24 protein-coding genes are annotated in these 22,840 nt (G+C 36.6%); 17 read left to right on the forward strand and 7 right to left on the reverse strand.

The genetic code is table 11. The features are described from left to right. The first annotated feature begins 22 nt into the window (after window positions 1-22). The gene (locus MKX53_RS05155; protein ID WP_340909657.1) at window positions 23-1,360 is read left to right on the forward strand and encodes an amino acid permease; all 1,338 of its coding nucleotides are present in this window, start codon (window positions 23-25) and stop codon (window positions 1,358-1,360) included. Here the strand turns inward: MKX53_RS05155 and MKX53_RS05160 are convergent. From MKX53_RS05160 to MKX53_RS05170, 3 genes are all read right to left on the reverse strand, one after another. Continuing rightward, window positions 1,357-1,983: a LysE family transporter gene (locus MKX53_RS05160; protein WP_340909658.1), complete on the reverse strand. Its 627-nt coding sequence runs from the start codon at window positions 1,981-1,983 to the stop codon at window positions 1,357-1,359. The two genes, MKX53_RS05155 and MKX53_RS05160, sit on opposite strands and share 4 nt — an antisense overlap. Window positions 1,984-2,098: 115 nt before the next feature. Continuing rightward, the gene (rnjA, locus tag MKX53_RS05165; RefSeq protein WP_093535444.1) at window positions 2,099-3,766 is read right to left on the reverse strand and encodes a ribonuclease J1; all 1,668 of its coding nucleotides are present in this window, start codon (window positions 3,764-3,766) and stop codon (window positions 2,099-2,101) included. Between the two features lie 3 nt (window positions 3,767-3,769). Then, window positions 3,770-3,979: a DNA-dependent RNA polymerase subunit epsilon gene (locus tag MKX53_RS05170; RefSeq protein ID WP_093535442.1), complete on the reverse strand. Its 210-nt coding sequence runs from the start codon at window positions 3,977-3,979 to the stop codon at window positions 3,770-3,772. A gap of 423 nt (window positions 3,980-4,402) precedes the next feature. Between MKX53_RS05170 and MKX53_RS05175 the strand changes: the two genes are divergently transcribed. Next, a complete protein-coding gene (locus tag MKX53_RS05175) occupies window positions 4,403-5,176 on the forward strand; it encodes a Cof-type HAD-IIB family hydrolase (RefSeq protein WP_340909660.1) in 774 nt (257 codons plus the stop codon). 12 nt (window positions 5,177-5,188) lie between these two features. Then, the gene (locus MKX53_RS05180; protein ID WP_340909663.1) at window positions 5,189-6,115 is read left to right on the forward strand and encodes a carbohydrate kinase family protein; all 927 of its coding nucleotides are present in this window, start codon (window positions 5,189-5,191) and stop codon (window positions 6,113-6,115) included. 156 nt (window positions 6,116-6,271) lie between these two features. Here MKX53_RS05180 and def read toward each other — a convergent pair whose 3' ends face one another. Next, window positions 6,272-6,829, reverse strand: coding sequence for a peptide deformylase (gene def / locus MKX53_RS05185; protein WP_340909666.1), 558 nt, complete (start codon window positions 6,827-6,829; stop codon window positions 6,272-6,274). A gap of 135 nt (window positions 6,830-6,964) precedes the next feature. Between def and MKX53_RS05190 the strand changes: the two genes are divergently transcribed. The 9 genes from MKX53_RS05190 (at window position 6,965) to MKX53_RS05230 (ending at window position 15,789) form a co-directional block, all read left to right on the forward strand. After that, a complete protein-coding gene (locus tag MKX53_RS05190; RefSeq protein ID WP_175496186.1) occupies window positions 6,965-7,612 on the forward strand; it encodes a YkyA family protein in 648 nt (215 codons plus the stop codon). Between the two features lie 233 nt (window positions 7,613-7,845). Then, a complete protein-coding gene (gene pdhA / locus MKX53_RS05195; RefSeq protein WP_340761834.1) occupies window positions 7,846-8,958 on the forward strand; it encodes a pyruvate dehydrogenase (acetyl-transferring) E1 component subunit alpha in 1,113 nt (370 codons plus the stop codon). Between the two features lie 3 nt (window positions 8,959-8,961). Then, the gene (locus MKX53_RS05200; RefSeq protein WP_093535430.1) at window positions 8,962-9,939 is read left to right on the forward strand and encodes an alpha-ketoacid dehydrogenase subunit beta; all 978 of its coding nucleotides are present in this window, start codon (window positions 8,962-8,964) and stop codon (window positions 9,937-9,939) included. A gap of 31 nt (window positions 9,940-9,970) precedes the next feature. Continuing rightward, on the forward strand, window positions 9,971-11,332 hold the full coding sequence (locus MKX53_RS05205) for a dihydrolipoamide acetyltransferase family protein (RefSeq protein WP_340909668.1): 1,362 nt from the start codon (window positions 9,971-9,973) through the stop codon (window positions 11,330-11,332). Between the two features lie 3 nt (window positions 11,333-11,335). Continuing rightward, window positions 11,336-12,748 (forward strand): dihydrolipoyl dehydrogenase, encoded by a 1,413-nt coding sequence (gene lpdA, locus MKX53_RS05210; RefSeq protein ID WP_093535426.1) that lies wholly within the window; start codon window positions 11,336-11,338, stop codon window positions 12,746-12,748. A 166-nt stretch (window positions 12,749-12,914) separates the two neighbouring features. Then, window positions 12,915-13,526, forward strand: a complete 612-nt coding sequence (locus MKX53_RS05215) for an MEDS domain-containing protein (protein WP_340909670.1) — start codon at window positions 12,915-12,917, stop codon at window positions 13,524-13,526. Between the two features lie 87 nt (window positions 13,527-13,613). Next, window positions 13,614-14,429 (forward strand): polysaccharide deacetylase family protein, encoded by an 816-nt coding sequence (locus MKX53_RS05220; protein ID WP_340913245.1) that lies wholly within the window; start codon window positions 13,614-13,616, stop codon window positions 14,427-14,429. Between the two features lie 311 nt (window positions 14,430-14,740). Next, window positions 14,741-15,118 carry a CidA/LrgA family protein gene (locus MKX53_RS05225; protein ID WP_340909673.1) on the forward strand — a complete coding sequence of 126 codons (378 nt, stop codon included), beginning with the start codon at window positions 14,741-14,743 and terminating at the stop codon, window positions 15,116-15,118. Beyond that, complete coding sequence (locus MKX53_RS05230; RefSeq protein ID WP_340909676.1) at window positions 15,115-15,789, forward strand: LrgB family protein; 675 nt, start codon at window positions 15,115-15,117, stop codon at window positions 15,787-15,789. The genes MKX53_RS05225 and MKX53_RS05230 overlap by 4 nt, the downstream gene beginning before the upstream one ends. 83 nt (window positions 15,790-15,872) lie before the next feature. Here the strand turns inward: MKX53_RS05230 and MKX53_RS05235 are convergent, their stop codons facing one another. After that, on the reverse strand, window positions 15,873-17,342 hold the full coding sequence (locus MKX53_RS05235) for an aminotransferase class I/II-fold pyridoxal phosphate-dependent enzyme (protein ID WP_340909679.1): 1,470 nt from the start codon (window positions 17,340-17,342) through the stop codon (window positions 15,873-15,875). Between the two features lie 139 nt (window positions 17,343-17,481). On the opposite strand from MKX53_RS05235, the gene MKX53_RS05240 reads away from it, so the two are divergent. Continuing rightward, a complete protein-coding gene (locus tag MKX53_RS05240; protein ID WP_340909681.1) occupies window positions 17,482-18,438 on the forward strand; it encodes an NAD(P)H-dependent flavin oxidoreductase in 957 nt (318 codons plus the stop codon). 16 nt (window positions 18,439-18,454) lie between these two features. Continuing rightward, window positions 18,455-18,724 carry a UPF0223 family protein gene (locus tag MKX53_RS05245; RefSeq protein WP_093535414.1) on the forward strand — a complete coding sequence of 90 codons (270 nt, stop codon included), beginning with the start codon at window positions 18,455-18,457 and terminating at the stop codon, window positions 18,722-18,724. Window positions 18,725-18,765: 41 nt separating this feature from the next. Here the strand turns inward: MKX53_RS05245 and MKX53_RS05250 are convergent, their stop codons facing one another. Next, window positions 18,766-19,395, reverse strand: a complete 630-nt coding sequence (locus MKX53_RS05250) for a YktB family protein (RefSeq protein ID WP_340909683.1) — start codon at window positions 19,393-19,395, stop codon at window positions 18,766-18,768. 156 nt (window positions 19,396-19,551) lie between these two features. Between MKX53_RS05250 and MKX53_RS05255 the strand changes: the two genes are divergently transcribed. Then, window positions 19,552-19,749 (forward strand): hypothetical protein, encoded by a 198-nt coding sequence (locus MKX53_RS05255; RefSeq protein WP_093535410.1) that lies wholly within the window; start codon window positions 19,552-19,554, stop codon window positions 19,747-19,749. A 105-nt stretch (window positions 19,750-19,854) separates the two neighbouring features. Continuing rightward, the gene (locus MKX53_RS05260) at window positions 19,855-20,646 is read left to right on the forward strand and encodes an inositol monophosphatase family protein (RefSeq protein ID WP_093535408.1); all 792 of its coding nucleotides are present in this window, start codon (window positions 19,855-19,857) and stop codon (window positions 20,644-20,646) included. Between the two features lie 39 nt (window positions 20,647-20,685). Here the strand turns inward: MKX53_RS05260 and MKX53_RS05265 are convergent, their stop codons facing one another. Further along, window positions 20,686-20,871, reverse strand: a complete 186-nt coding sequence (locus MKX53_RS05265) for a YlaF family protein (protein ID WP_340909687.1) — start codon at window positions 20,869-20,871, stop codon at window positions 20,686-20,688. 104 nt (window positions 20,872-20,975) lie between these two features. Here MKX53_RS05265 and typA point away from each other — a divergent pair, with 104 nt between their 5' ends. Next, on the forward strand, window positions 20,976-22,820 hold the full coding sequence (gene typA, locus MKX53_RS05270; protein ID WP_340909688.1) for a translational GTPase TypA: 1,845 nt from the start codon (window positions 20,976-20,978) through the stop codon (window positions 22,818-22,820). Window positions 22,821-22,840: the final 20 nt, after the last annotated feature.

The following is a 22,840-nucleotide window of genomic DNA, read 5'->3' on the forward strand; positions in this document are numbered from 1 at the left end:
TAGGTTTACGAGGAGGTGTGAAATGTCCAAAAAACCGGTTAGTACCAATAAGGAAGATGGTCACTTAGCATGGTGGCAACTATCTCTTATCGGAGTAGGATGTATTATTGGCACAGGATTTTTCTTAGCTTCTAGCATAGCCATCCAAATGACTGGTCCTTCGGTTATATTGGCTTTCACTATGGCAGCTTGTGCTACCTATATTGTGTTTGAGGCACTTGCTAAAATGTCAGCGAATGATCCACAAAAAGGATCATTTCGAACTTATGCCAAAAAAGCTTATGGACGTTGGGCGGGATTTAGTAGTGGGTGGGTTTACTGGTGTTCTGAAATATTGATCATTGGTAGTCAATTGACAGCGATATCTCTGTTAACCAAACTTTGGTTTCCAAAAGTAGCTCTATGGATATTTGCATTAATTTATGCAATTTGCGGATTGTTAGTGTTATTCATAGGAGCAAAGGCATTTGGAAAACTAGAAAGTGTATTCGCAGTGATGAAAATTGCTGCTATTTTTATGTTCATCATCATTGCAGTTTTGGCATTGACTGGAGTAATAGATGGCAACCCTAAAGATAATATTCCAAGTACATTAGAAGGTTTCTTTCCGAAAGGAATTTTAGGTTTTTGGAGTGCTCTTCTATTTGCATTTTATGCACACGGTGGAATTGAAGTAATGGGTGTCATGGCTATTTATCTGAAAAAGAAAGAAGATGCACCAAAATCGGGTAAGGTCATGTTAGGATTACTTGGTATAATCTATGTCACGTCTCTTATTTTGGCGTTATTATTAATGCCATATACTAAATTTAAGGATGACAAGAGCCCATTTGTTACAGCATTATCCGGTTTTAATCTGGATTTTTTTCCTCATGTTTTTACAGCTGCTATTATAATTGCGGGTTTTTCAACTATGTCAGCGTCCCTATTCTCAGTAACGACAATCCTTACTACCTTATCTGAAGAGGGGGATGCACCAGCCATATTTAGTAAGCAAACGAAAAAGAAGTTTAAGACGCCTTTACCAGCAATAGCTCTAACTTCTGTAGGTCTTATTCTTTCGATAGTTACTTCCTTGTTGCTACCAGATAAAGTTTATCAGTATATAACTACTGCAGCCGCATTGATGTTGCTTTATAATTGGCTGTTTATCTTAGCTATGTATCACAGGCTAGTGGACACAACGAAAGCTGATAAAGTAAAAAGAGTAATCGGTATTATTCTTGTTTCGGCAGCTGTCAGTGGGGCGCTTTATCATTCAACTAGTCGACCAGGTTTCTTCATCAGCCTCATATTCCTATCAATTATCGCGATCATCGTATTATTTTTACGCAAAAAGTGGAAAAAAGAAGAGGTTTAAAAAAGTAATTGATAAGCTTGAATGCCAAAATAAATTCCGAAACCAAGCATGGACAAAGAGGAAATGATAGAAATGATCACTAAAAATTTATTGGAAAGAAATTTCCGTGCACCACTAGATAGGAAAGCCGTAAAAGTATCCCATAAAATAATACCCCCAATAATTGCAAAGCTATATAAAATGAGTTGACTATCCGTAATTTGTTGAGAGGCTTCAGCTAGTACTGAACCAAATATTCCTAACCAGAAAAGAATGCTTAAAGGGTTTAGCAAAGACAAAAGAAATCCTGAAGATAATGACTGTCTAAATCTAATTCTTTTTTCTTTATGGAAATTTAACTTAATCTTATGGAGCGTTAGTAGACTTTCTATCCCGGTGTAAATTAGAACAAAGCATCCAAAGGACCTTAGAAATATTTTGATATATGGAGAATCAACAAATTGTCCCACTCCAAAATAGACTAACACCATATATAAAATATCAGCCAACAAAGCACCAAAGCCAAAAATCCATGCATGAAAGAATCCGTTCTTTATACCTGTATTTAATTGTGCCGCATTGACAGGTCCCACGGGTGCCGCTAAGGATATACCTAAAAAAATATAAGTAAATATTGAGTTCATACTAGATGCCTCCATTGGAATGATATCCATGTATGATATTCAAAAGAGGGAACATGTACAACTAACTTTTAGGTAAAAAAAATAACCTCAGAATTTTAGATTCTGAGGTTATTACTTATACTTCCATAATAATCGGAAGTATCATTGGACGACGTTTCGTCTTTTCATATAAATAAGGACTTAGAACGTCTATAATTTCATTTTTTAGTTCAGACCATTCAGTCTCTTTACTTTGAATAGTGTATCGTAAATGTTTATTCAACATTTGTTGTGCCTCATTAATCATTGTTCCTGATTCACGCATATAAACGAAACCACGAGAGATAATATCAGGACCTGATACAATTTTTTTCTTCTCCATATCAGCACTTACTACAACAATAACTAAGCCTTCCTCTGATAAGACACGACGATCACGAAGAACAATATTACCAATATCTCCAATTCCACTTCCGTCAATATAAATATCGCCAGAAGGAATTCGGCCAGCAACATGTGCCTCATCCGCACTCAAGGCTAGTACTTCTCCGTTTTCCATAATAAAGGTATTATCCGGATCTACATCGCAATCTACTGCTAATTCAGTATGAATCTTCAGCATTCGATACTCTCCGTGAATAGGCATGAAGAACTTAGGCTTCATAAGACGAAGCATAAGCTTATTCTCTTCTTGTGAACCATGCCCGGAAGTGTGAATATTGTTTAATGAACCGTGGATTACTTCTGCTCCTGCACGGAATAGTAAGTTAATCGTACGATTGACACTTGCTCTATTTCCAGGGATAGGTGAAGAAGAAAATACTACTGTATCTCCAGGTTGAATTTGAATTTGTCGATGTGTACCGTTAGCGATACGAGATAATGCTGCCATCGGTTCCCCTTGACTACCTGTACAAAGTATAAGTACTTCGTTCGCTGGTAATCGGTTCAATGCGCTTACATCCACAAACGTTTCTTTTGGAGCTGTAATATAACCAAGTTCACGACCGATTGTCATAGCATTATCCATGCTTCGACCAAAGACAGCAATTTTACGTCCGTGAAGAACAGCTGCGTCGGTTACTTGTTGAAGTCTATGAATATTAGATGCAAAAGTAGCAAAGATAATACGACCATCTACCTTACGGAAAATAGAATCCATGCTTTCTCCGACTTTACGCTCTGACATTGTAAAATTAGGGATTTCTGCATTTGTACTATCTGATAGTAAGCATAGCACTCCATCTTTTCCGATTTCAGCCATTTTTGTTAAGTTTGCTGGTTCACCTACAGGTGTGAAATCAAATTTAAAGTCACCCGTATGCACAATATTGCCGGGTGGTGTTTTTACCACTATCCCAAATGCATCTGGAATACTATGTGTTGTACGATAGAAACTTACAGAAGTTTTTCTGAACTTGATAACATCTTCTTCTTGAATAACGATCATTTTTGTTTGGCGTAGTAAGCCATGCTCTTCTAATTTATTTCTTAATAAACCAAGGGCAAGCTTTCCTCCGTAAACGGGTACATTAATTTGTTTTAAAAGATAGGGAATACCACCGATATGATCTTCGTGACCGTGAGTGATAAAGAGTCCTTTAATCTTGTCCACATTTTTTACTAAATAAGTGTAATCAGGAATTACATAATCAATGCCGAGTAAATCATCCTCTGGGAATTTAATACCAGCATCGATTAATATTATTTCATCTTGGAATTGAACGCCATATGTGTTTTTGCCGATTTCGCCTAGTCCGCCGAGGGCGAAAACCGCAGTTTGGTCATTTTTTACAAATTTCATATATTAAATCTTCTCTACTTTGTAATTTTCGCCGGCTTGTTCGTACTCTAAATGATTACCTTCAAGCAACTGAATTAATTCGATATTATATTTGCGGTCTATTAATAGCGCACGAACTTCGCGCTCAGTTTCAGCCTCTACATATAAACATTGTGTGTTTTCGCGAACTGGTACTTCTAGTACATTCTCTTGATAATAAACTTTAAAAATCATTTTATACTCTCCTTTTTCACGTTCAAAATAAATCAATTCTCTTTATATTATCATGACACTTATTTAAAATAAAGAAAAGCCCTCCATTTTAGAGGGCAAAAGTATTTTACCTACGTTACGAGTAGTGTAATATCCCGATTTTAAGCCTTGTCCTAAAACTTTGGCGTTAGCGGGAGATTAAATTTACGTAAGCGGTCAAATGTTAAAACTATCAATCCTGTAGTGAAAAACTGAGGATTGAAGCCTACTTTAAGCAATCGTTTTGTTTCTAAGCATTCCACCGAGCCGTCTCAACCATTTCCTTTTCAGGCGTTTCAACATGGCTATTCACTCCTTATAGAGTATTATATACGCAAGAGTGAAATGTGTAAAGGATTATGACTGAAAAGTCAAATAATTCGCATTTTAGAATGGAGGATTTTTATGAAAAACAAAATTTTATTTTTTGATATTGATGGAACGATTTTAGACGATGATAAAAATATTCCCGATGGAGTAGAAGAGTCACTTCAAAAGGCCAGAGATAATGGACATGAAATTGTCATATCGACTGGACGCTCTCCTTTTACTGCTCAAGCTGTTTTAGATCGATTGAAAATAGATTCGTTTGTTTGTTACAATGGTCAAATTGTTCAGTTCAGAGGAGAAGTATTACATAAAGGGATTGTTGAGAGGGAAGAGTTGGCCCGACTAACGGAGTTTGCTAACAAAAGAAAGCAACCAGTTGTGTATATGGACAGTGATGAAATGGTTTCTAGCTTTCCTGATCACCAAGATGTATTCGATAGTATATCTACACTGAAAATAAATTTCCCACGTTATGCAGAGGATTTCTATTTGACGAATGATATTCATCAAGCGCTTATCTTTTGCAGTTTAGAGGAACAAAAGGAATATGAACAAGCTTTTCCAAATTTAAAATTTGTCCGCTGGCACCGTGTTTCCTGTGATGTTCTTCCTAAAGGGATTTCAAAGGCTAAAGGGATGGATCTTTTGTTAAAACATATTGGAAGAGGACCCGAAGATGCGATAGCTTTCGGTGATGGCCTAAATGATATAGAAATGCTTCAGTTCGCTGGTACAAGTGTCGCAATGGGGAACTGTGTCGAAGAGTTAAGGGAACATGCTACCTTTGTTACGGATCATGTATCAGAGAGTGGGCTTTCCAACGCAATGAAAAAATTAAGGTTAATTTAAGGAGTTTACTAGATGTCCAAAAAGTTTGTCCTGATATATGGTGATGCATTTGTCGATTATATTGCAGAAGATCAAAGCAATAGTCGATTCACAAAGTTTTTAGGTGGTGCGACCGTTAATGTTGCTGCAGGAGTAGCACGACTCGGAGCAGCATCTTCGTTCATAACTGTAACCGGAGAAAATGAAACATCTGAATTTGTTAGAAATGAATTAGCAGAGGAGGGAGTAGATCTATCCTTTTCGCAAATAGTTCCCGAAAAAGAGGTTAGCGGTGTATATGTACATCTCTTGGAGAACAATGAACGTCATTTTGAACGTTATGTTGATGTTACCCCTGACATCCAAGTAGACTTTTCCGCTATTAAGAACCAGATAATTCATGAAACATCTGTTTTTCATTTTTGTTCTGGTACCCTATTTCATCCTATAGCTCTTGGGACAACTAGAAAAATTGTAGAGAATATGAAAAAGTCAAATGTACTTATTTCTTTTGATGCTAACATTAGACCATTACGTTGGAGTAGTGAAGAGAGTTGTAGAGAAACCATCTCTTCCTTTTTTAACATGGTTGATATATTGAAGTTAACAGAGGAAGAATTATTCTTTTTAACGGAAACGACATCTATAGAAGATGGTATCAAATCTATGCAGCAATATAATATCGAGGCTTTACTTATTACTATTGGTGCAGAGGGGACTTATGCGGTGCTTCACGGGGAAGTAGTACATGTTCCGGTAGAAAAAGTAATACCAGTTGATACGACTGGTGCTGGAGATGCTTTTGTCGCAGGCATTCTTTCAAAGATATATTTGGAGGGGCATCCTTCCACAAAAGAGGCCTGGATACGTTACATCGCATTTAGTAATAGGTTAGGTGGGATCTGTGCCACTAAACCTGGTGCATTATCTGCTATGCCAAGATTGAAAGACTTACAATAATGGAGAGTGCAAAATGGTAGTTATAGTTGGTGCAATTACAAATAAAAAGTCTCGAATAGCCATCATATCACTACTACAAACGACAAATTAGAAACTTGAATACGATAACTAAAACGCCGGTTCTACATACGTAGGACCGGCGTTTTGTGTAAAAGTTTAAACTCGTTCATAAGGTACCGAATCTGGAATCGGAGCATATGGATTTTCTTTGTTGATGTGATCATAGAACATGATGCCATTTAAATGATCGAGTTCATGTTGGAAAGCAATAGCTGCTAATCCTTTTAAGCGTTTTTTAAATGGAGCTCCATCTGGGTAAAAACCTGTCGCGGTAATGCGTGCATATCTTGGCACATATCCTTCGATTACTTCATCTACAGATAAGCAACCTTCTCCAGCAGAAATATACGTTCTTTCTACGGAGTGACTAATTATTTTGGGGTTAACTGCTACGAAGCTTACTTCTAGATCGTTTTCATCTTCTAAGTGAAGTGCGAACATTCTTTTGTTAGCATTTACCTGTGGAGCAGCAATTCCAATTCCTGGTCGTATTTTATATTTTTCAACCATTTCATCGTCTTGGCTGTTAATAACATATTCCAGTAAATCATTGGCAAGAATTATATCTTCTTGTGATAATGGGAAGATAAGATCTTCTGTTTTTGTACGTAAAGATGGATGACCATCTCTGACAATATCATTCATTAAAATCATTTTTAATCGTCCTTTCAATGTTCATATATCTATTATAGCGAAATTTGTCTGTATACTAAACAAAAAACAGCCTATTCGTCAGTTGAATTTAATAGTTAATACAATTATAGTTGAATGGGTATAGGAGGTTACATGATGAAAATAAACAAATTTGTACTCATTTTAAGTAGTATATTACTACTTGCCGGCTGTAACTTTGGGGAGTCGACAGAAGAAAAGTTATCTAACATCTTAACGGAAATTTACGATCAAGAAGCCGATTATAGAGATGTACAAAAAGAATTAGCAGAAACAGAATCCAAAGAACAGGCAAACTTTCAGAAAATGATGGAACTGACTAAAGATCAAAAGGAAGAACTTACTACAATGGTAGAAGATACGGCAACTCTATTAGAAACTAGATTAACTTTAGTAGAAAAGGAAGCTGCATCGATAAACGCTACTACTGAGGATATTAAAAAAATTAATACACTTATTTCAGAAACCAAGGAAGCTTCGGAGAAAGAAACTTTAAAAAAAATGGAGACTTCATTGGAAGAACGTATTACAGCATATGAAGAAGTAACGACTAACTATAATGAGTTAGCTGATCTGCAACAAAATTTATATAATATGTTAATAGATGAATCTGCAGATATAACTGTCATTCAAGCACAGGTTCAAGATGTAAACATGCACAATGAAGTAGTGAAAAAATCCGTTGAAAAGTTTAATGAAGCAACAGCAAGGGTAAATGAAGTGAAGGAAGAAGTCTTAACTTCGTTACAGAAAGATGGAAAATAAAAAAGCAGCTCTACGCAGAGCTGCTTTTTTATATAAATATAGCAATCTGATATAGTACAGACATAATTTAGTAGTAGTACAGGCTATATAAGTTCTAATATTCCGACAATTAAATACACGGGTTTCATATGATTGACCCTGGATTTATTCTTGAGTATACTAAAAAGGAAATGTTGTTGTACTACTATAATTAAATAATAATTTTAATACAGAAGAAAAGGAGAGATGTAATAATGGCTGCAAACAAACCAGCGCAGTTAGACCCTATGAAAACGCTTCATGAAATCGAAGAAAAGTTTGAAATGTTTCAGATTTTAAATGAAGAAGGGGAAATTGTAAACGAAAAAGCAAATCCTAACTTATCTGACGAGGAACTAGTAGAGTTGATGAGTCGTATGGTTTATACACGTATTTTAGATCAACGCTCTATCTCTTTAAATAGACAAGGACGTTTAGGCTTCTATGCTCCAACAGCGGGTCAAGAAGCTTCTCAACTAGCTTCTCAATATGCTTTAGAAAAAGATGATTTTATCTTACCTGGATATCGTGATGTACCTCAAATAGTTTGGCATGGCTTACCTTTATGGCAAGCGTTTCTATTCTCACGTGGGCATTTTATGGGGAACCAAATTCCTGAAGGTGTAAATGTTTTCCCACCTCAAATAATTATTGGTGCTCAATTTATCCAAGCGGCTGGTGTTGCACTTGGTATGCAAAAACGTGGTAAGAAAGCAATCGCTATTACTTATACGGGTGACGGTGGATCATCACAAGGGGACTTCTATGAAGGTATTAACTTTGCTGGAGCATTCCGTGTTCCTGCAGTGTTTATCGTTCAGAACAACCAATTTGCGATTTCTACCCCTCGCGAACTACAAACATCTGCTAAAACAATTGCACAAAAAGGAATTGCAGCTGGTATTCCTAGTGTTCTAGTTGATGGCATGGATCCACTTGCTGTTTATGCTGCTACGAAAGATGCTAGAGAACGTGCCATTAAAGGTGACGGACCTAGTCTTATTGAAACAGTATGTTATCGTTACGGTCCTCATACGATGGCTGGCGATGATCCGACTCGTTACCGTACTTCAGAAACTGATTCTGAATGGGAAAAGAAAGATCCATTAGTTCGTTTCCGTAAATACCTGGAAACAAAAGGTATCTGGAGTGAAGAAAAAGAAGCAGAAGTAATTGAAAAAGCAAAAGAAGAAATTAAAGAAGCTGTTAAGAAAGCAGATGCAGCACCAAAACAAAAAGTAACGGACCTTATCAATATTATGTATGAAGAAAATCCATATAACTTAGATGAGCAATTAGCTTACTACACTGAGAAGGAGTCGAAGTAACCGATGGCACAAATGACGATGATTCAAGCAATTACGGATGCACTCCGTACTGAGCTTAAAAATGATGAAAACGTTCTAGTCTTCGGTGAAGACGTAGGCGTTAACGGCGGAGTTTTCCGTGCAACTGAAGGATTACAAAAAGAATTCGGAGAAGATCGTGTATTTGATACACCACTTGCTGAGTCAGGTATTGGTGGTCTTGCCGTAGGTCTTTCCCTACAAGGGTTCCGTCCTGTTCCAGAAATTCAATTCTTTGGATTTGTTTTTGAAGTAATGGATTCTATAGCTGGTCAGCTAGCTCGTATGCGTTTCCGTACAGGGGGAGCATTTAATGCACCTGTTACAATCCGTTCTCCTTTCGGTGGAGGAGTTCATACACCAGAAATGCATGCTGATAGTTTAGAGCTTCTTATGACTTCAACACCAGGTGTAAAAGTGGTTATTCCTTCTACTCCATACGATGCAAAAGGACTATTAATCTCTGCAATTCGTGATAATGATCCAGTAATTTTCCTTGAGCATATGAAATTATATCGTTCATTCCGTGGAGAAGTACCGGAAGAAGAATATACAATTCCTCTTGGAAAAGCTGATGTTAAACGTGAGGGTACAGATTTAACAATTATTGCTTACGGTGCAATGGTACACGAAAGCTTGAAGGCAGCAGAAGAACTTGAAAAAGAAGGGCACTCTGTAGAAGTAATCGATTTACGTACAGTTCAACCTTTGGATATCGAAACAATTATTGCTTCTGTAGAAAAAACGAATCGTGCAATGGTTGTTCAAGAAGCACAAAAACAAGCAGGGATTGCGGCAAACATTGTAGCAGAAATTACAGAGCGTGCTATTTTAAGTTTAGAAGCTCCAGTATTACGAGTAACTGCTCCAGACACTGTTTTCCCATTCTCTCAAGCAGAAACGGTTTGGTTACCGAATGCTACGGATATAGTAAATACAGCTAAAAAAGTTTTAACATTCTAATTTAAAATCTGCTATAGAAAGGGTGAATACATTGTCATTTGAATTTCGATTACCAGATATCGGTGAGGGTATACATGAAGGTGAAATTGTTAAGTGGTTTGTAAAAGCGGGCGATGAGGTACAAGAGGACGATATTTTATGCGAAGTGCAAAATGATAAAGCGGTTGTAGAAATTCCATCTCCTGTAAAAGGGAAAGTTACAGAAGTTCTTGTAAGTGAAGGAACAGTAGCTATCGTTGGAGATGTGCTTATTAAGCTTGATGCTCCTGGTTATGAAGACCTTAAATTTAAAGGCGATCATAGTGATGAGGAAAAAGCAGAAGAAAAAACAGAAGCGCAAGTTCAAGCAACTGCTGAAGATGGCCAATCAGTAGACAAAGAAAAAGTTGAAACTCCAGCAAAAAATGTTGAAGCTTCAGCGGAGAAAGTGACGACAACACCTAAAGAACAACCAAAAGGTGATACACGCGTTATTGCTATGCCTTCAGTTCGCAAGTTTGCACGTGAAAACGATGTAAGTATTTCGGATGTAACGGGTTCAGGTAAAAATGGCCGCGTTTTAAAAGAAGACATTGAAACTTTCTTATCCGGAGATCAGCCTACTGCAGTGGAAGAAAAAGCTGAAACAACTACTAATGCAGAAGCTGAACAACCAACTAAAACTTCAGCACCAGTTACATTTGAAGGTGAATTCCCTGAAACTAGAGAAAAACTTTCACCGATGCGTAAAGCAATCGCAAAAGCAATGGTACATTCTAAACATACAGCTCCACATGTAACGTTAATGGATGAAGTAGATGTTACTGAACTTGTTGCACATCGTAAGAAATTTAAAGAAATTGCTGCTGAAAAAAATATCAAGTTAACATATTTACCTTATGTAGTTAAGGCTTTAGTAAGTACTTTAAGAGAATTCCCTGCGTTAAACACATCTTATGATGATGAAACAAACGAGGTAATTCAAAAATATTACTTCAATATAGGTATTGCAGCTGATACGGATAAAGGTCTATTAGTTCCAGTTATCAAAAATGCTGATCGTAAGTCGGTTTTTGCAATTTCAGATGAAATTAATGCACTAGCAGGAAAAGCGCGTGATGGTAAACTTGCTGCTGCCGAAATGAAAGGTGCATCTTGTTCTATTACAAATATCGGGTCCGCGGGTGGACAATGGTTCACTCCAGTTATCAACCATCCAGAAGTCGCTATTTTAGGAATTGGTCGAATTTCAGAGAAGCCAGTAATAAAAAATAGTGAAATTGTGGCTGCACCTGTGTTAGCATTATCATTGAGCTTTGATCACCGAATGATCGATGGTGCGACTGCTCAACATGCGTTGAATCACATGAAGCGTTTGCTTAGCAGTCCAGAATTATTATTAATGGAGGCGTAAAAAATGGTAGTAGGAGATTTCCCAATCGAAACAGATACACTTGTAATAGGTTCAGGCCCTGGTGGATATGTTGCAGCAATTCGTGCAGCACAAACAGGACAAAAAGTCGTAGTTGTGGAAAAAGAACATATCGGAGGAGTTTGCTTAAACGTAGGATGTATTCCTTCTAAAGCATTAATCTCTGTTGGTCACCGTTTTGAACAAGCAAAACATGCTGATGATATGGGAATTACAGCTACAGATGTGAAAATCGATTTTTCTAAATCACAAGCTTTTAAAGACAGTGTAGTAAAAAAACTGACTAGCGGTGTTTCTGGATTATTAAAAGGAAACAATGTCGAAGTAGTTATGGGCGAAGCTTATTTTGTTGATGCTAATACTGTACGTGTAATGGATGAAAAATCTGCGCAAACATATACATTTAAAAATGCAATTATTGCAACAGGATCTCGTCCTGTAGAAATTCCAACTTTTAAATACTCAAAACGTGTTTTAAACTCTACTAGTGCATTAAGTTTACCTGAAATTCCAGAAAACTTAGTTGTAATTGGTGGAGGATATATCGGTACAGAACTAGGTTCAGCATTTGCTAACTTGGGTTCAAAAGTTACGATTGTTGAAGGTGGCGATGATATTCTTGCTGGCTTCGAAAAACAAATGACAACAATTGTTAAAAAAGGCTTGAAGAAAAAAGGCGTGGAAATAGCTGTTAAAGCATCTGCAAAAGGTGTGGAAGAGTCAGATACTGGCGTAGTAGTAACTTATGAAGTTGGCGGAGAAGAGAAAAAAGTTGAAGCAGATTACGTTCTAGTTACTGTAGGTCGTCGTCCAAATACGGATGAAATGGGTCTGGAGGAAATTGGCATTAAATTCGCTGAACGTGGATTATTAGAGGTTGACAAACAATGTCGTACAAGCATTTCTAATATTTACGCTATTGGTGATATTGTTGCTGGTCCTCAGCTTGCACATAAAGCATCATACGAAGGAAAAGTAGCTGCAGAAGCAATCGCTGGGCAAACATCTGTTGTAGATTACCTAGCAATTCCTGCTGTTTGTTTTACAGATCCTGAAATGGCTACAGTTGGTCTTAATGAAGCACAAGCGAAAGAGCAAGGATATGACGTTGCTGCAGGGAAATTCCCATTTGGAGCAAATGGTCGTGCACTAGCTTTAAACGCTACAGATGGTTTCGTAAAACTAGTTTCACGTAAAGAAGATGGTTTATTACTTGGAGCTCAAATCGTAGGTCAAGGTGCTTCAGATATGATCGCTGAACTTGGTTTAGCAATTGAAGCGGGAATGACTGTTGAAGATATTGCAATGACTATTCATGCTCACCCAACTTTAGGTGAAATTGCGATGGAAGCTGCAGAAGTAGTTATGGGTCATCCAATTCATATTCTATCTAAATAACTTCTAACTTAAGTTTAACAATAGACTTGTTCGCTTTTGCGGCAGGTCTATTGTTTTTATTGTGGAAAGAAATTCTTCTGTTAAAGTTAATATGACTTTCTATATTTGAATAGTAATGAAGGAAATTGGGGAAATCCGTCGAATGAATAAAAAAGGGGTGATACATATGCTTGAAAACTCAAAAGGTATTGTAAGAAGAAAAGTAATAGTAAATATGAATGAAGTGCTTGAAAATCATAGAGATGATCATCTTCATATTTTGTATAAGTACCGTGGATTAGAAAATTACACTTCACAGTTATTGAATTATATTGAAGACGGTATCGCAGCAGGTGATTACGTGGTTCTTATAGAGAACTCTCGTCTTTACTCTGTTATTCAAAAAGAATTAAACTCGCGTTTAACGAAAGAACAATTAGAGTTAATTCATTATGTAAATAGTATGGATTTCTATTGGTCAAGTGGAAGTTATCATCCTCCCTCAATCGCAGAGTATTTTAGTAAAACAATACAGTCTTATGTGGAAAATAAACTTTCTTTTCGCGCATGGGCACATGTCGAGTGGGCTAGCATGGAAGAGCCGCTACATCTTATAAAAGATCTTGAGGAAATAGTAGATGAAGCGGTAAATTCACTTTCCTTTCCCTTAATCTGTGCATATGAAGGAGAGAAAATGCCAGATTTTCTCAAAAATAGTTTGATGGAAACACATCCTTATGTTCTATTGGATGACGACTTCATAATCTCGGAACAATATCAGTCTTCGAAAACACTCTAAGGAAATCCTCTTTAGTGTGTTTTCTTTTTAACTACTATCAATCTAGTTAGCCTGTTAAAATATAGAGGAAGGGACTGGGTGATTATATTGAAACATACAACTTGGATGATATCAGCAGTAATGTTACTTGGACTTTCTGCATGTAGTGACGGAGATGAAAAGCCTAAAACAGTAAAAGAAAGTAATGAGACTACTACAGAATCTCAAGAACCTGTAGTAGAAGAAGTGGAAGAGGTTGTAGAAGAAGAAGTAGTGATCCAAGAAACTGAATCACTATACGAGCTAAATGAGGCAAATTGGACATTCAAACCAATTGAAGATGCCAATCCCAAAGCAGTTTTGCTTACAATCGATGATGCTCCTGAAAAATACGCAGTAGAAATGGCAAAAACGTTGAAAGAGTTAAATGCACCGGCTATATTTTTCGTAAATGGTCATTTTCTAGACACAGATGATGAAAAGAATAACTTAAAAGCAATTTACGATATGGGATTCTCTATTGGAAATCATACGCAAACACATGTAAATTTAAAAGAGAGCTCTGAGGAGCAGCAAAAAGAAGAAATTATAAAAGTAAATGAGACAGTAGAAGCTGTAATTGGAGAAAAACCGAAGTTCTTCCGAGCGCCTTTTGGGGTTAATACAGATTTTAGTAAGAGCCTTGTTAAGCAAGAGGGTATGCTTTTAATGAACTGGACATATGGATATGATTGGGAAAAACAATATCGGGATGCTGCTAGTTTGACGGATATTATGGTGAACACTGAATATTTGACAGACGGGGCTAATTTGTTAATGCATGATCGGGAATGGACTGCACAGGCATTACGAGGTATTGTGGAGGGTCTTCGTGCAAATGGATACGATTTAATTGATCCAAAAACAATTAAAGGAATACAATAATCTAAAGACCTTTGGATAATCCAAAGGTCTTCCTTTATGAATAAGAAAGTAGCTATTCTCTACTATTCTAAAATCACTTACCTGTTCTAAGACTTCCAGGAAGTAGAGACAAACGTCCTTTGGTTACTGGGGAAGCTTGTCCAAATCATATCGGGAACTCATTAAACAGGTTTTGTACTTAAAGGTCCTGCGTATTTTTGTCTGGTTATATTAATAGACAGTGTATCTAAATCGGCGTAGAATTATTCCCTATATATCTATCAGTTTCTTGGAGGTGGAAGCTTTAAAAGAAATTCTTTTAAAGCAAAAAAATGGTTAAAGTTATCCGAATTGTATTTCAAGTAATTATTTTATATCTTTTCTCGTTTATCGGGTCATGGATCGTTCAAAGTCTCTCTCTTCAATTTCCAGGGAGTATTGCCGGGTTGTTATTACTCTTTGTTTGCTTATATTTCAGAATAATACCGGTAGAACTTATAAAAGATGGGGCTGGATTTTTATTGGCTTTTCTAGCGTTGTTTTTTATACCAGCGACTGTTGGCATTATGGATTATCCAGAACTCTTATCATGGGCTGGTTTAAGAATGGTATTTGCTATTGTACTTAGTACTGTAATTACTATTATTTTCACAGGAAGGTTCTGTCAGTACCTTGAGCGGAAGCTATTAGAAAAGGAGCTGATTGAATGATTGCATCCATGATGATAGTAGGAACTATTGTGCTTTTTTATATTATGTCTATCGTCTATAAACGATTTACATACCCGTTATTGTTACCTATTCTTTCTACAACTGTACTAATTGTTCTTATCTTAATAATTAGTAAAACACCTTATGATTCCTATATGTCTGGTGGAAAGTGGATAAATGAATTATTAGGGCCAGCTGTTGTTAGTATGGCCTATCCATTATATATTCATAAAGAGAAAATCTATAAATACAAGTACCCGATTATCTTAAGTGTATTAAGTGCTCTTTTTTCAGGGATAATCAGTATTATGATATTATCTAAGTTATTGTCATTTGAAGAACATATTCTATTATCATTATTACCGAAATCCATCACTTCACCTGTTGCTATTCCGATAAGTGAAACAATAGGCGGTATACCAACTTTAACAGCTGTCTTCGTTATTCTTGCAGGTTTAGTGGGGGCTATTCTGGGACCCACTATTTTTAAAGTTTGTCGTATTGATAAGGCGATAAGTCGAGGGGTTTCCATGGGAAGTGCTTCTCATGGTATTGGTGTATCTAAACTAGGAGAATACGGTGAGGAAACGTTAACAATGGGCTCTGTTTCTATGACATTGAGTGCTATATTAGGGTCTTTCATTTTCCCGTTAATTGCTCTATTAATCTAGTTCTAAATTTAAGACTTCATTACAGTATATGTATAATATGACGAAATGAAAAAGGAACTCATCACCACGAGTTCCTTTTTTTGTCAATATATAGCTTGATGTTCTTTAATGACATGAATCATTTCAAGTGTATCGTCCTCAGGACCTTGTACTGGCAATCCTGCTTCCATATTCATCGCTATATAATCGATATTACCCTGTGTAATTATTTCCCCGGGAATAAAGATCGGAATACCAGGCGGATATACCATTACGAACTCTGCAGAAATACGTCCACTTGCCTCTTTCAGAGGTACAGACTCTGTAGCCGCATAGAAAGCATCTCTTGGAGACATGGCAAGCCCAGGTATTTCAGGCAAAGTAACAAAAGGTTCTAATACCACTGCATCGGATTCATGTGCTGCAACCATTCTCGAAAGAGCATTAACAAGTAAATTAACCTCTTTCTTTGTATCTCCGAGTGTAATAAGGCATAAAATATTATACAGGTCAGAAAGCTCTACTTCTATATTTGCTTTTTCTCTAAGCCATATTTCCGCATCATAGCCTGTCATGCCTAAGTCTTTCACACTTATTAAAAGTTTAGTAGGATCAAAATCAAATGTTGCAGATGTTTTTAAAATTTCATCTCCAACACAACGGATATGTGGAATAGCGTTAATACGTTTACGTGTATCTTTTGCAAGGCGAATGGCATCACCTATTAAGTCTTCCCCATGAATGGCTAACTGACGTCTAGCGGTGTCTAAAGATGCTAGTAATGGATAAGAAGTAGAAGTTGTTGTTAGCATAGACAAGATAGATTGTACACGCTTAGTAGAAACTAACCCTTTTCTTACATTCAATATAGAACTTTGCGTCATGGAGCCACCTAATTTATGCACAGAGGTTGCAGCCATGTCCGCGCCAGCTTGCATTGCAGAAATAGGTAGAGAATCGTGAAAATGTATATGAACTCCGTGCGCTTCGTCTACCACAACTGGAATTCCTTTTGCGTGAGATAGCTCTACAATTCTTTTAAGGTCTGCTGCCAATCCAAAATAGGTAGGATTAATAACTAGTAGTCCTTTTGCATCTGGATGTGCCTCTAATGCTTTTTCCACTGACTCTACGGAAATACCATGAGAGATACCTAATTCTTTATCTACCTCAGGATGGATAAAAACAGGAATCGCACCTGCAAAAACAATAGCGGACATAATTGATTTATGTACATTTCGCGGAATAAGGATTTTATCTCCAGGTCCACAAATAGTAAGTATCATGGTCATAATAGCACCACTTGTCCCTTGAACGGAGAAAAAAGTTTCATCCGCACCAAATGCTTCTGCCGCTAAATGTTGTGCTTGTTTAATGACACCTTTAGGAGAATGTAAATCATCTAATGGTGCAATATTGATCAAATCTATTGAAAGTACATTATCTCCAACGAACTCTCGAAATGCAGGGTCCATCCCTTTTCCTTTTTTATGCCCAGGAATATGAAACTGGATTGGATGACGATTACGATGCTTAAGTAATGCATCGAATAATGGAGTTTCTAATTGTGACAACGCTCCAACCACCTTAAGATAAATTTTTTTAAAACAAAAGAAATTATAGCATCTCATGTTCATTAATACTATTAAAATAATTGTCATTTGTATCATCAGAACAATTTTATTACACTATTCATATAAGGGGGGATTAGGAATGACTTTTCAAACAAAGGTTACTGATTTATTAGGGACTAACTTTCCGATTATTCAAGGGGGACTGGCATATTTAGCATACTCGGAGTTATGTGCGGCTGTATCAAATGCGGGAGGCTTAGGACAGGTAACTGCTATGAGTTTGAAGACGCCAGATGAGCTACGTGAAGAAATACATAAAGTAAGAGTGTTAACGGAGAAACCTTTTGGTGTGAATTTCGCAATTGGACAGACTGGGAGACCTTATGAAAATATGCTCCAAGTTGCTATTGATGAAGAAGTTCCAGTGATATCAATGACTGGTGGAAATCCAGCTCCTATTTTAGAAAAACTAGCAAATACATCTATTAAAAAATTAGTGTTAGTTGCAGCTAAGCGACAGGCTCAAAAGGCAGAACAACTTGGGGCGGACGCAGTAATGGTTGTTGGACAGGAGGGCGGGGGGCATTTAGGTAGAGATGATGTGGGATCTATCGTGCTAATTCCTCAAGTGGTTGACGCTGTATCCATTCCAGTAATCGCTTCTGGTGGTATCGCAGATGGTCGAGGATGGATGGCTGCTCACGCACTTGGAGCAGAAGGGATTGAAATGGGGACAAGGTTCATCGCCACAAAAGAATGTATACATGCCTCCATGGCTTATCAAAATACATTAATAAAGAGCGGAGAAATGGATACAGTAGTTATCAAAAGATCTATTGGTGCTCCGGCAAGAGCTTTAAAAAATAGTTGGACTGATGAAATTTTAAGTATTGAAAAAGAGAATCCAACATATGATGCTCTTAAGGACTACATTAGCGGTAAGGCTAATAAGCAATTTATATATGAAGGCGATGAACGAAATGGATTTGGATGGGCAGGGCAGTCAGTCGGGTTAATAGAAGATATACCTTCCGTACAGGAGCTATTCAATCGAATGGAAATGCAAGCAATGAACATACGAAATAAATGGAAATAATAGGAGGCAATATTATATGGAATACACATATCCTTTCTCTTTGGATTGGTCCACAGAAGAAATAGTAGATGTAGTGCAATTTTTTGAAGCGATAGAAAAAGCATATGAAAATGGCATCAAACGAGAGGAACTATTAAAGAGATATCGGAGGTTTAAAGAAATAGTACCTTCTATTGCAGAAGAGAAAACATATTTTCGTGAATTTGAAAAAGAAAGTGGATATATAAGTTTTCCTATTATTAAAAAGATGAAAGAACAGTCGGAGAATATTATCATTAAAGGATAAAAAATACCTCCTATACTCAAATAGTATAGGAGGAAAGTTTTTTACTTCATTTGGACCATCGTTTTATAAATTGGTATTAAATGATCAAAAGTTTCTTCTGCAAATTTCAAAAATTCTTCCTCCGTAAATTGAACTGCTTCGTCTTTACTAATATGGCGGCCAACTAAAAATTCTGCTTTTTTTACATCTTTTAACCGTACCAGCAGTTGTTCAAGACCTTCTTTCTTTACTTTTTTTAACAAGGAAGCATCTGGCTTCATATGATCACCAGAAATGATAAAGTCCGAAGGCAAATTGTTAAACAAATTTTTTTTCTTTAATAATCGTTCAGCAATGTTCACTTTATCGGGTGCTTCATAAATAACCGCCAAGATAATAAAAGCATGACTTCCCCATAACCCTATTTGGAAGTGAGGGAGTGCCTTGTAGCCTCTTTTATAAGGTGCAAATGCTACCCAACTATCTTTAGGAGGATTCACTGACCGTCTAGCATGCTTTGCTACATGAGCGTAATATTCTTGTCCGAGTAATGTAGAAAAATAATGACTATAATGATTTCCTAACTCTTCGAACTTAGGTCTAACTTTTTCGATCAATCCAGCCATTCTGTTTTCAAGTCCATCTATTTGAAAGACATCAAAATCTTCCTTTGTCCAAAATGTTTTGCTCATATGTAAACTCCTTTCAACTTCTATGTTTATTTTATAGGAAAATTGGGTAAAAATCTTGTAAGTAGTATTTTTCAGTAGACATTATTTATATAACTGCATATTTTATTATAAAGAATCTTCTGAATATTACGATACGAAAAAGAAGGGGTGGTAGTGATGAGACAGGTAGTGCATATTATTCGTAAAGAAGACTTGGAAAAAGAAAAAATACAAACATTAAAAATGGAGTTAGACTATGAACTTGCAACGTTATTTGATGCAATGACGACTAACAATGAAAAAGAGATAAATGGATCTAAAACCCGCCTAGCTGAGATTCACCAGCTTTTGGAGGAACTCAATGCTCTCGATTAATGTTCCAATTATAGGAGTACCTTAAAAAAACACCTGCTAATGATAAGACAGCCGGTGTTTTTTTCTTTATACTAATAACATAAGCGTTAAAAAGGGGTGGGACAATTGGATTTACACAAGCTAGATACATACGCAAAGTCGTTAATAAAGGAAGCGGCATATAACATTAAAACTTCCTTATCTTCTGAACTCATTATTGAATCGAAATCCGAAGCCAATGACTTGGTTACTAATATCGATAAAGAAACAGAGCAATTTTTTATTAGGCATATAAAAGCAGATTTTGCTGAGCATCGAATATTTGGTGAAGAAGGATTCGGTGATGACATAAAAGATTTAAACGGCTATGTATGGTTACTTGATCCGATAGACGGTACAACAAACTTCATACACCAAAAACAAAATTTTGCTATCTCATTAGGAATATTTAAAGATGGAGTAGGGATTCTTGGGTATATATATAATGTGATGGAGGATTCATTACTTAGTGGGTCCTTAAATGGTGGTGCCTATCTGGATGATTTACGGTTGCCGAAGTTAAGTTCTGCTTCAGTGGAGGAGGCAGTCGTGGGAGTAAATGCAAGATGGGTAGTGCCAAATAGATATGTACATTATGAAGGGATGGTGAAATTACTTCAAACTGTTAGAGGTACTCGGTCACTTGGTTCCGCAGCAATCGAAATATCATATGTAGTAACAGGAAGGCTAGATGCCTATATGTCCATGCGATTATCGCCTTGGGATATAGCTGGTGGATTGGTTATTGCAAAAGAGGTCGGAGCAATTGCTACGAATTTAGCATTTGAACATCTAGATTTACTAGATGCTGATAGCTTTATCGTGTCTAAACCAGGACTACATGAAGAATTATTAAAGGATTATATTCAACTAAAATAAAATCCAGCAGTATGAATCCTGCTGGATGGTAACTCGTATTTAAAGTAAACCTTCATCACGCATTTTTTTCTTTGTTTTGAAACCAAATCCCATAATAACAAATAATAAGATAAGAAATATAAAAACAAGTGGAATATTTCGCAATGCAATAGCGATTCCTATAAGTGCCATTGATAAAATTGCACCTAGAGAATATAGAACAAAAATCCATTTAATATTACCCAAATTGATTACCTCCAAAATAAATGATAAAAAATAATGTTACTTTAGTTTCACTTGTGATATAATAACACAGTTATGGACTCGAAAAAAGAATATGGAGTGGAAATATGACAAATATACGTCAAGATTTAAGAAACATTGCAATTATAGCACACGTTGACCATGGAAAAACGACATTAGTCGACCAATTATTGAAACAATCAGGAACTTTTCGTTCAAATGAACATGTTGATGAAAGAGCCATGGACTCGAATGATATAGAACGTGAACGCGGAATTACCATTTTAGCAAAAAACACAGCAGTCGATTACAATGGCACACGTATTAATATTCTTGATACGCCTGGACATGCTGACTTCGGTGGCGAAGTAGAACGTATTTTGAAAATGGTAGATGGTGTTTTACTAGTAGTAGATGCATATGAAGGTTGTATGCCTCAAACCCGTTTCGTATTGAAAAAAGCGTTAGAACAAAAATTAACGCCAATCGTAGTAGTAAACAAAGTAGATAAAGATTCAGCTCGTCCACTAGAAGTAGTAGATGAAGTTCTAGAATTGTTTATTGAATTAGGTGCGGATGAAGATCAATTAGAATTCCCAGTTATTTACGCTTCAGGTGTAAACGGAACTTCTTCTTTAGATGAAGATCCTGCTAAACAAGAAGAAAACATGAAATCACTTTTCGAAATGATTATCTCTGCTATTCCAGCACCAATTGACAACTCCGATGAGCCATTACAATTCCAAGTAGCTTTACTTGATTATAATGACTATGTTGGTCGTATTGGTATTGGTCGTGTATTCCGCGGAACAATTGAAGTAGGTCAACAAATTTCATTGATGAAACTTGATGGTACTGTTAAAAATTACCGTGTAACTAAATTATTTGGTTTCTTCGGTTTAAAACGCGATGAAATCCAATCAGCTAAAGCTGGGGATCTAATTGCTGTTTCTGGTATGGAAGACATCAACGTAGGGGAAACAGTTTGTCCTACAACTCATCAAGAGGCATTAGTTCCATTACGTATTGATGAGCCTACATTACAAATGACTTTCTTAACAAACAACTCACCTTTCGTAGGTCGTGAAGGTAAATGGATTACTTCAAGTAAAATTGAAGAGCGTCTTCGTTCTCAATTAGAAACTGATGTATCTTTACGTGTTGAAGATACTGATTCTCCAGATGCTTGGACTGTTTCAGGTCGCGGAGAGCTTCATTTGTCGATCTTAATCGAAAATATGCGTCGTGAAGGCTTTGAATTACAAGTTTCAAAACCACAAGTAATCATCCGTGAAATTGACGGGAAAAAATGTGAACCAATCGAACGCGTTCAAATTGATGTACCAGAAGATAGTGTAGGTTCAATTATTGAATCTATGGGTACTCGTAAAGGCGAAATGATTGATATGGTCAACAATGGTAGTGGACAAGTTCGTTTAATCTTTATGGTTCCTGCTCGTGGGCTAATTGGTTATTCAACTGAATTCATGTCAATTACTAAAGGTTACGGTATCATCAATCATACATTCGATAGCTACCAACCAGTAGTTTCTGGTCGTGTTGGCGGACGTCATCAAGGTGTACTTGTTTCTATGGAAACTGGTAAATCAACAACTTACGGTATGATGGGTATTGAAGACCGTGGTACTTTATTCGTTGAACCAGGTACTGATATATATGAAGGTATGATCGTAGGAGAAAATACTCGTGATGCTGATATCACTGTAAATATTACAAAAGCAAAACAAAAAACAAATATCCGTTCTGCAAACAAAGACCAAACGAACGTAATTAAAAGACCTCGTATTTTAACGCTTGAAGAAGCAATTGAGTTCTTAGGAGACGATGAGTACCTAGAAATAACTCCTCAGTCAATCCGTTTACGTAAAAAAGTTCTTGAGAAGAGCGAGCGCGAACGAGTAACGAAAAAATTGAAAAATGCAGAACTTTAATAGCAACTGAAAGGGTGAAT

This window comes from Psychrobacillus sp. FSL K6-4615 (assembly GCF_038008225.1).
GTDB classification, from domain to species: domain Bacteria; phylum Bacillota; class Bacilli; order Bacillales_A; family Planococcaceae; genus Psychrobacillus; species Psychrobacillus psychrotolerans.

Coding starts and splice junctions, on each gene's coding strand:
- rnjA (WP_093535444.1), bottom strand. CDS start 3,766: ATGAAATTTGTAAAAAATGACCAAACTGCGGTTTTCGCCCTCGGCGGA.
- MKX53_RS05240 (WP_340909681.1), top strand. CDS start 17,482: ATGACTTTTCAAACAAAGGTTACTGATTTATTAGGGACTAACTTTCCG.
- MKX53_RS05255 (WP_093535410.1), top strand. CDS start 19,552: ATGAGACAGGTAGTGCATATTATTCGTAAAGAAGACTTGGAAAAAGAA.
- MKX53_RS05180 (WP_340909663.1), top strand. CDS start 5,189: ATGTCCAAAAAGTTTGTCCTGATATATGGTGATGCATTTGTCGATTAT.
- MKX53_RS05175 (WP_340909660.1), top strand. CDS start 4,403: ATGAAAAACAAAATTTTATTTTTTGATATTGATGGAACGATTTTAGAC.
- MKX53_RS05160 (WP_340909658.1), bottom strand. CDS start 1,983: ATGAACTCAATATTTACTTATATTTTTTTAGGTATATCCTTAGCGGCA.
- MKX53_RS05250 (WP_340909683.1), bottom strand. CDS start 19,395: ATGAGCAAAACATTTTGGACAAAGGAAGATTTTGATGTCTTTCAAATA.
- pdhA (WP_340761834.1), top strand. CDS start 7,846: ATGGCTGCAAACAAACCAGCGCAGTTAGACCCTATGAAAACGCTTCAT.
- MKX53_RS05155 (WP_340909657.1), top strand. CDS start 23: ATGTCCAAAAAACCGGTTAGTACCAATAAGGAAGATGGTCACTTAGCA.
- MKX53_RS05200 (WP_093535430.1), top strand. CDS start 8,962: ATGGCACAAATGACGATGATTCAAGCAATTACGGATGCACTCCGTACT.
- MKX53_RS05215 (WP_340909670.1), top strand. CDS start 12,915: ATGCTTGAAAACTCAAAAGGTATTGTAAGAAGAAAAGTAATAGTAAAT.
- def (WP_340909666.1), bottom strand. CDS start 6,829: ATGATTTTAATGAATGATATTGTCAGAGATGGTCATCCATCTTTACGT.
- typA (WP_340909688.1), top strand. CDS start 20,976: ATGACAAATATACGTCAAGATTTAAGAAACATTGCAATTATAGCACAC.
- MKX53_RS05245 (WP_093535414.1), top strand. CDS start 18,455: ATGGAATACACATATCCTTTCTCTTTGGATTGGTCCACAGAAGAAATA.
- lpdA (WP_093535426.1), top strand. CDS start 11,336: ATGGTAGTAGGAGATTTCCCAATCGAAACAGATACACTTGTAATAGGT.
- MKX53_RS05230 (WP_340909676.1), top strand. CDS start 15,115: ATGATTGCATCCATGATGATAGTAGGAACTATTGTGCTTTTTTATATT.
- MKX53_RS05170 (WP_093535442.1), bottom strand. CDS start 3,979: ATGATTTTTAAAGTTTATTATCAAGAGAATGTACTAGAAGTACCAGTT.
- MKX53_RS05190 (WP_175496186.1), top strand. CDS start 6,965: ATGAAAATAAACAAATTTGTACTCATTTTAAGTAGTATATTACTACTT.
- MKX53_RS05225 (WP_340909673.1), top strand. CDS start 14,741: ATGGTTAAAGTTATCCGAATTGTATTTCAAGTAATTATTTTATATCTT.